This window comes from Vibrio sp. R12-SW3-ISO1 (assembly GCF_059834005.1).
Map to the genome: position 1 here is coordinate 84,126 of NZ_JCBDGK010000045.1, position 7,530 is coordinate 91,655.

Here is a 7,530-nt window from a genome sequence, read left to right on the forward strand (position 1 = left end):
CTACATCCACTCAGTTTTTAATTTATCGCCAATCATTAGCAGTCATTCGCATCAGCTACAGTAATCGATGGCCCTGACGCTGATTCAGCAACAGTCATTTTGTAAACGACAACACATTTGCTGTCTGTTGAGCTGTCAGTAAAGGAGTATACAACACTAACATCATCTGCTGCACTTGCATGACCATCAATGACAGCAAAATCACCATTGCTCTCTATCGCATTCCCGATACCTGTAGCCGAAGGGGCTGGGTAGCCATATACAACTTCCACATTCCCATCAACAGTACCACTAATAGACTTTTCAATACCTTGGATTGCTGATTTACCATACACGATCCCAGAAGCCCCAGCCATTGAACCCCTTAGACCTTGCAAAGCAGATGCACGCGCATCACCCTGCAAATTCAAAAATCTTGGCGCTGCGGTAACCGCAAGAATACCTAGAATAACAATTACCACCACTAGTTCGATTAGGGTGAAACCGCCTTGTCTTTTCATAGTTAGATCTCTCTATAGTGAATATCCGCAGGGTTACTGCAAAGTTACGGTCACACGACCAGTTTCAATCTCATACACAAACTCGTGCTCGCTACTGCCTTCTTGCTGAACATAGGTGCAAGTGGAGGCCGAGCTATCGGCTTGCGCAGAATACTTTATATTCGAGTCACTGCTTGCATCCGCTACAGTGCCAACTCGTGGGGGATTTTGCAATAGGTTGTCCATCAAGTCGATGCAGGCTTGGTCGGTCAAACTCGTTGGGTAGTCGACGTTGTTGCTGTTTAATGCTTGCGGGTAACCATCACGAAAACCGGTATCGGCACCGTTGCTGTTTTTTGATCGCGTTAGCCAGAAGTCTACGCCATCGTAATTGACCGTATTGTAGGTTTCCGCGTTGATGGTAACCGATGGCCTTGCCTCAGCTTCCCACTGCGCGCGAGCAGACAATACGCCCGTGGCAAATCCACCAGCGACACCTTGTATACTGGCTTTTTTCGCTTCATCCGTCACGTCGAGAAAACGTGGTAGCGCGGCGACAGCCAGTAGGCCGACCACAACGATCACCACAACGAGCTCCACCAAAGAAAAACCAAACTGTTTGTTAGACATATATGCAACCCAGTAATTAGTACGCCGTATTATACGGATAAAACATAGATACGCTACGAAAGATGGCGATTATACCGACCTATCGCGCCAGAAAAACGACCTTAGTCAAAAACTTACCGTTTTTTAAACTCATCACGATCGATTGATCGGACGAGTAATCATAATGGCAAATATAACCGCGCAAATCAGATTCATCTGAAATATGCCGCGGAGTTTGCCGTAACACTTTCTCTTCAGGGTAGAGCACGCGATACCAGTACGCGCAATCCACATCCCCTTGCTCGTTAAGGGGCAGTGCCCACCCCTTAGCGGAAAAATGCACTTTACGCTGCTCAATCGTGAGCGACGTTGGCTGCTTGGCGAGCAACCATTGCTGTCTATAGTAACTGGCTCGCTCCACAATCCGCTTGGACGCCACGGCAAAGGCGGCGTCGTCCGCTTGATGTTCAACATCTTGCCACACCATACTGTACGTCATGATCAAGATGATCACCAACAGTAGCCATATCACCAACCGTGCCCGCTCGATTACCATGACGCTTATCCTTTGATTGCGTCCAACATGCCCCACATCGGCAAAAAGATCCCGAGCGCCAATATCAAAACCATACCCGCCACCACCACCAGCAAGAATGGCTCTATACGCGCGGTTAAGGTTTTTAAATCGTAGTCCACTTCTCGGTCATAAAAATCAGAGACTTCCATTAGCAAGGCATCAATGCGCCCCGTCTCTTCCCCCACCGACAGCATTTGAATCACCAATGGGGTAAAAATGCCACTATTAACGGCAGTGGACGAAACGGTACTGCCAGCTTCAATCGCCGCTTTCATCTCCATCAAACGATTTTCTAAATAGCGGTTATCCAGCGCCTCGGCGGATAACGCTAATGATTGGTTAAGCGGCACGCCCGCCTTGAGCATCAGAGCAAAGGTTCGTGAAAAACGCGACAGCAGAGCGCGGTTGATAAGCTCTCCAACCACCGGCATCCTCAGGCGAAATTTATCCCACTTCTCTCGTCCATTGTCCGTCCCTACCCAAGAGCGAAAGGCAAACAGCGCCGCGACAATCGCGGCGACCATCCAAGTCCAGTAGTTGACAAAAAAACTGGAGGTGGAGATCAAGATCTTGGTTGGTAGCGGCAAGTCGACGCCAAAACGGGCAAACATACTGGAGAACTGTGGGATCACTTTAACGTTGAGTACAAACATCGCCACAGTGATAAACAAAATCACAAAGGTCGGATAACGCATCGCCGTTTTGATACGTTTGCGGGTTTCCACCTCTTGCTCGTAGTAGTTCGCCAGTTGCAGCAGCGCTTGGTCGAGGCGACCTGTGTTCTCTCCGACCCCAATCATGGAGACAAACAGCGGGCTAAACACCTTAGGGTGCATTTTCATCGACGCAGACAAACTGCGACCGTTGGTCAACTCCTGAGTCACCTCTTCTAGCGCTTCGGTCAGCTGCTTGTGAGCACTGTTTTGCGTCAAGCCTTTCATTGAGCGCAGTAACGGAACCCCTGCTTTGGTCAGGCTGTACAACTGACGACAAAAAATCACCAACACTTCCAGCGGTACACTGGGAGTGAACAGCGCTTTCAAATCGATGTTAAAGCCACTACTGCCGCCCCCTAACGATAGCTCGGTGGGGATGATGCCTTTGTTCATCAACTGCTCTGCGGCGGCGTCTTGTGTCGGCGCCTCAAGCACCCCCGACACCGATGCCCCTTCTAGATTACGCCCTTGGTAACGATAACTCGGCATAGCTCACCTTAGAGATAAATCGCTTGGTTAAAGCCAGAGGAGTCGCCTTCGCCAAGCCCCATCACTTCATCCAAACTCACCACTTCTTGCAGCGCCAGTTCCATCGCGGAGGCAAGCAGCGGCTTGTAGGTTTTTGACTGCCTTGCTACTTGAGCAAAGCCAACGGCGTCATTGGCGCGAAGTTTGTCCATCATATCTAGCTCAAGTTCGAGCATTTCAAACACACCGATACGACCACGATAACCAGTCAGGTTGCAGTTTTGACAACCACGACCACGCACAAACGTCGCCTCCGCTTGATTCGGAAAACGCTGAGCCAGCCATAACTTGCGGCTCTCATCGGGCGTCTCTTCTGTTTTGCAGTCTGGGCACACCTTACGCACTAGACGCTGCGCGACCACGGCTCGCACTGAGCTGGCAACCAAGTAGCCCGGCGCACCCATATCCATCATGCGCAGCGCACTATCAATGGCATCATTAGTGTGCAACGTGCTGAGTACCAAGTGACCCGTCAATGCAGCTCGCAGGCCAATTTCCACCGTCTCTTGGTCACGCATCTCACCAATCAAAATGATGTCTGGGTCTTGACGAAGGAAGGTACGCAGCACCGTTGAGAAGTCTAAATCTATCTTCGGGTTAACTTGAACTTGGTTAACCCGTGGCAAGCGATATTCCACCGGATCTTCGGCGGTGATGATCTTTTTCGCTGGGCTATTGAGCTCGCTAAGTGCACCGTACAAGGTGGTGGTTTTACCGGAACCGGTTGGGCCGGTCACCAAAATCATGCCATGTGGACGTTTGAGCTGACGGCGCAAACGAACCAAGAGATCGTCTGGCATGCCTGACGCTTCAAGCTTTTGAATACCGGAGGATTGGTTGAGCAAACGCATCACCACCGATTCACCATGCTGAACCGGCATGGTCGACATACGAATATCGACCGATTGCCCCTTGGCGCGAATATTAAAGCGGCCATCTTGTGGCAAGCGCTTCTCTGAAATATCAAGATTGGCCATTAGCTTTAAGCGCAGTACCAGAGCGGAAGCGATATTGACTTCATTGAGTAGCGTTTCATGCAGCACACCATCAATACGCTGACGTAAGCGCAGTACATTCGCATCAGGCTCAATGTGAATATCGGAAGCGCCGATTTGGATCGCATCTTCAAACAGCGAGTTGATCAGTTTAACGACTGTCACCTCTTCGCTGTCATCATCTTCAATGGTGTAATCGAACGCGTCCGTGACTTGGTGTTCAGCTTGAAGCTGCTCCGCAAAGGAGGCGATCTCTTTGGTGCGGCGATAGTAACGGTCAAAACCATCCACCAACTGCTTCTCGGGGGCAATGACAAACTCGATGTTGTATTGCGACAGTTGCCCAAGCAGCGCTTCTTGGGCAAACAAGTCTGCCGGGTCGCTCATGGCAACGCGCAGGGTGTCGCCCTCTTGACCAATCACTAAGGCACGCAGACGCCTTGCGTGTACCTCAGGCAACACTTGCACCGCATCGATATCCACATTCGCGCGCGCCAAATCAATCAGCGGTACATTGAGCTGCTGCGATAAGAACGAGAGCATCTGCTGCTCTGACAAAAAGCCCAGTTCAATCAGCGCAGCACCGAGCTTTCTACCGGTCGATTTTTGCGCCGCCAGCGCTTGCTCAACTTGCTGCTCGGTAATGATCCCCTCTTCAACCAACAAGTCACCGAGACGTTTTCTGAGTTTAATTTTCACGGGTGGGCTCCTGTAGTTGAGCAATAATCGCGAGGCGGTCGCGGGCAAATTGTTGAGATTGACTGGATAAGCCGAGATTCGATAGGGCTTGCTGATACGCTTCTTGCGCGCCGTCTAATTCAAACGCGCGCTCTTTGGCAATCGCCAAACCGAGCCACCAGCGCCCGCTGTCAGGTTCACGTTCGGTGAGCGCTTGATAGCTCTCTTTGGCGAGAGCGTTTTGTTGCTGCTTTTGTGCCAGCGCCGCGCGCAAAGAGAGATACTCCACCGAAGCTTGACGTGGCAGATACGCCACTGCGGTCAATGCCGCCGTATTTTGCTGCTCTTTGATGAGCAATGTCGCCAGCGCGATGCGCAGCTCATTGTTCTCTTTGTCTAGGCTGATGCCCTTTTGCAGAATATCGACCGATTTACGCACTTCCCCCTTGCCATAGTAGAGCGCCGCAAGACGTTTTCGGATCTCAAACTCTTCCGGGGTGTAGTTCAGCGCTTGATGATAATGCTCAAGGGCCTCTTTTAAATTGTTACTCTCAAGCGCTTTTTGCCCACGCGCCTGCGCTTTCTCAGCCAATTGTGCAGGCGTCAGTTCAACGTGCTCCACCACCATGCTGCCGCTCGATTCATTTCCCTTCGAGACCGTGCTATTCGAAACAATGCTATTCGAAACAGTGCCACCAACCGAATTGGTACGCGACGTATTGGAAACACTCTCTTCTTGCACCTCGGTGGCGCTTATCGGCGTTGCGACTTTGGCGACCAGCACAGGTTTTTCCACCGCGGGCTTATCGACCACTGTTGGGGAAGACACTCTAGATGGCGAAGAGACATGCTGAGTCGATGGTGCCGATTTTTTCTCAGGCGCAACGTAGACGGCTTGAGCACTTGAGGTGAGTTTCGCTGTTGGTGAAGGTACTGGAGTCGCGTCAGATAGCGGAACGTTCTGCTTTTGTGTCATTTGGTTGATTGCTGTCTCTTGCTGAGAGAGCGCAAAACCACCGACTGCCAGACTTAAGAAAAAGCTCCCCACCACCCAAGGTAGGACACGCACTTGTTTAACGGGCGCAACGACGGCACGTTGCATCGTCTCGTTGGCGCCGGATTGTTTATCCGTCAATTGGGTGAGAGCATTGTTGATGGCACTCATGGTTTAACTCCACCCCCACAACAGTGGGTGTTTAAATTTGGGTTTAACGGTATCGAACGTATCATGAATAGCGTCAAACAAGTCTTGATTTGTTAACTGATGCGCCCCTTTGCTAAAGGCCGACACCAACGCTTTGTGGCACACTTGGTTGATCAATCTCGGATAACCTTGGCTCGCGCGCCATACGGCCTTTTTATGCGCCAGAGACATCAGACTCGCCGGTGCTGACGCGCGCGTTAAGCGGTTGTCGATGTACGCGACCGTTTCGTCTAAATTGAGCGCTCTCAACTTAGCATTAAAGGTGATGCGCTGACGAAACTGACGCAAATGATGCTGCGAGAGGCGCTCATCCAACTCTGGCTGACCCACCAACACGATTTGCAGAAGTTTGCTTTGCTCGGTTTCCAAATTACCAAACAGTCGCAACACTTCCAGTGCATCATCGCTGAGCGCTTGCGCTTCATCGACCAACACCACCACTTTTTTCTCTTGCTGGGCCAGCTCAATCAGCTTGTTGTGGATATCATCGACCACACTCAGCTCATTTTTCGATGACACGCCCAGCTCTTTGGCTATCGCAAAGCGCAGCTTATCGCCGCTCAATGCGGGGTTAGGCAGAAACACCAATTGCACTTGATCGAGAAAGTGACGCGTCATCATCCGACACACCATGGTTTTCCCTGTACCCACTTCTCCCGTCACTTTGATCACGCCCTCGCCCATGCTGAGCGCGGCATTCACGGTTTGAATCGCTTCATAGTGCGGTGCCAAGCCCAAAAACATCTCAGTATTAGGCGTGAGATGAAACGGCTGCTGAGAAAAACCAAAGTGCTCTAAATACATGACCTAGTTATCGTCAGGGAACCACTCAAGCAAGAGATCACGCGAGCGCTCAAGCTCTTTCTGCCAAGTATTGACCCCGACCACCGTCGGTTTAAGCAAAATCACTAGCTCGGTTTTCTGGGTAATTTGGCTGGTGTTTCTAAATAGGTGCCCGAGCGCTGGAATATCACCTAAAAATGGGACTTTCGAGGTTTGATCTAGGGTATTGGATTTCATCAATCCGCCAATAACCACTACGTCACCATCTTGGGCGCGAATCACCGAATCCGACTCTCGAATGGAACTAGTGGCAAGAGGTAATGTGAGGCTATTGCTGCCGTAGGTTATCTCTTTAGTCTCCTCACTGACATCAATCACAGCAGGGTGGACATGGAGTAATACATTGCCTTGATCGTCAATTTGTGGCGTAACATCCAATGAAATACCTGAGAAGAAAGGCGTTAACTCAACATCCGTTGAAGTAGTTGTTGTAGAGCTACTCGAATCGGTATCTGTCGAAAAATCGGTGACGAAGTAACTATCAGTACCTACTTTAATGACCGCTTTCTGGTTATTTGATGCCGTTACTCGTGGGCTAGATAAGACATTCAAATCTCCCTGTGTAGCCATAAAGCTGATCACAGCATCAAAACTCCCGCTAGAAATCACCAAATTAGTCTGTCCCCCCAACAAGGTTCCAATGGCATCAAGTCCAGGTAAAGTTGAGACACTTCCATCCCCACTAATACTCCCTTGACCTAAACTAAAATCGGTGCCGTTGGATGAAAACGCCTTCGACCAATTGATCCCTTGCTGGTAGCCATCACTTAAGGTGACTTCCAAAATCTTGGCTTCCAAGATCACTTGGCGGTGCATACGCTGTTGTGAGACGCCGATGAAATTACGCACTTCTCGAATTTCGTCAGGATACGCGCGTACGGTAATCACACTGGCTTGCGGC

The 7,530-nt window shown here is 50.4% G+C and carries 8 protein-coding genes; all 8 read right to left on the reverse strand.

Translation table 11 applies throughout. From position 1 onward, the window contains the following. Positions 1-35 precede the first annotated feature (35 nt). Positions 36-500, reverse strand: a complete 465-nt coding sequence (locus tag AC6R0R_RS13940) for a prepilin-type N-terminal cleavage/methylation domain-containing protein (RefSeq protein ID WP_500627097.1) — start codon at positions 498-500, stop codon at positions 36-38. Between the two features lie 33 nt (positions 501-533). Then, positions 534-1,109, reverse strand: coding sequence for a prepilin-type N-terminal cleavage/methylation domain-containing protein (locus AC6R0R_RS13945; protein WP_500627098.1), 576 nt, complete (start codon positions 1,107-1,109; stop codon positions 534-536). A gap of 79 nt (positions 1,110-1,188) precedes the next feature. After that, positions 1,189-1,644 (reverse strand): MSHA biogenesis protein MshF, encoded by a 456-nt coding sequence (locus AC6R0R_RS13950; RefSeq protein WP_500627099.1) that lies wholly within the window; start codon positions 1,642-1,644, stop codon positions 1,189-1,191. A gap of 5 nt (positions 1,645-1,649) precedes the next feature. Beyond that, complete coding sequence (locus AC6R0R_RS13955; RefSeq protein ID WP_500627100.1) at positions 1,650-2,870, reverse strand: type II secretion system F family protein; 1,221 nt, start codon at positions 2,868-2,870, stop codon at positions 1,650-1,652. A gap of 8 nt (positions 2,871-2,878) precedes the next feature. Continuing rightward, the gene (mshE, locus tag AC6R0R_RS13960) at positions 2,879-4,603 is read right to left on the reverse strand and encodes an MSHA fimbrial ATPase MshE (protein WP_500627101.1); all 1,725 of its coding nucleotides are present in this window, start codon (positions 4,601-4,603) and stop codon (positions 2,879-2,881) included. After that, complete coding sequence (locus tag AC6R0R_RS13965) at positions 4,593-5,747, reverse strand: tetratricopeptide repeat protein (RefSeq protein WP_500627102.1); 1,155 nt, start codon at positions 5,745-5,747, stop codon at positions 4,593-4,595. Before AC6R0R_RS13965 ends, mshE begins: the two co-directional genes overlap by 11 nt. 3 nt (positions 5,748-5,750) lie before the next feature. Further along, positions 5,751-6,590: an ExeA family protein gene (locus AC6R0R_RS13970; protein WP_500627103.1), complete on the reverse strand. Its 840-nt coding sequence runs from the start codon at positions 6,588-6,590 to the stop codon at positions 5,751-5,753. Between the two features lie 3 nt (positions 6,591-6,593). Continuing rightward, the coding region (gene mshL / locus AC6R0R_RS13975) for a pilus (MSHA type) biogenesis protein MshL (protein WP_500627104.1) at positions 6,594-7,530 on the reverse strand (937 nt) is incomplete at its 5' end.

Bases quoted from the DNA above. Each gene is read 5' to 3' on its own strand.
- AC6R0R_RS13950 (WP_500627099.1), bottom strand. From the start codon at position 1,644: ATGGTAATCGAGCGGGCACGGTTGGTGATATGGCTACTGTTGGTGATC.
- AC6R0R_RS13945 (WP_500627098.1), bottom strand. From the start codon at position 1,109: ATGTCTAACAAACAGTTTGGTTTTTCTTTGGTGGAGCTCGTTGTGGTG.
- AC6R0R_RS13965 (WP_500627102.1), bottom strand. From the start codon at position 5,747: ATGAGTGCCATCAACAATGCTCTCACCCAATTGACGGATAAACAATCC.
- AC6R0R_RS13970 (WP_500627103.1), bottom strand. From the start codon at position 6,590: ATGTATTTAGAGCACTTTGGTTTTTCTCAGCAGCCGTTTCATCTCACG.
- AC6R0R_RS13955 (WP_500627100.1), bottom strand. From the start codon at position 2,870: ATGCCGAGTTATCGTTACCAAGGGCGTAATCTAGAAGGGGCATCGGTG.
- AC6R0R_RS13940 (WP_500627097.1), bottom strand. From the start codon at position 500: ATGAAAAGACAAGGCGGTTTCACCCTAATCGAACTAGTGGTGGTAATT.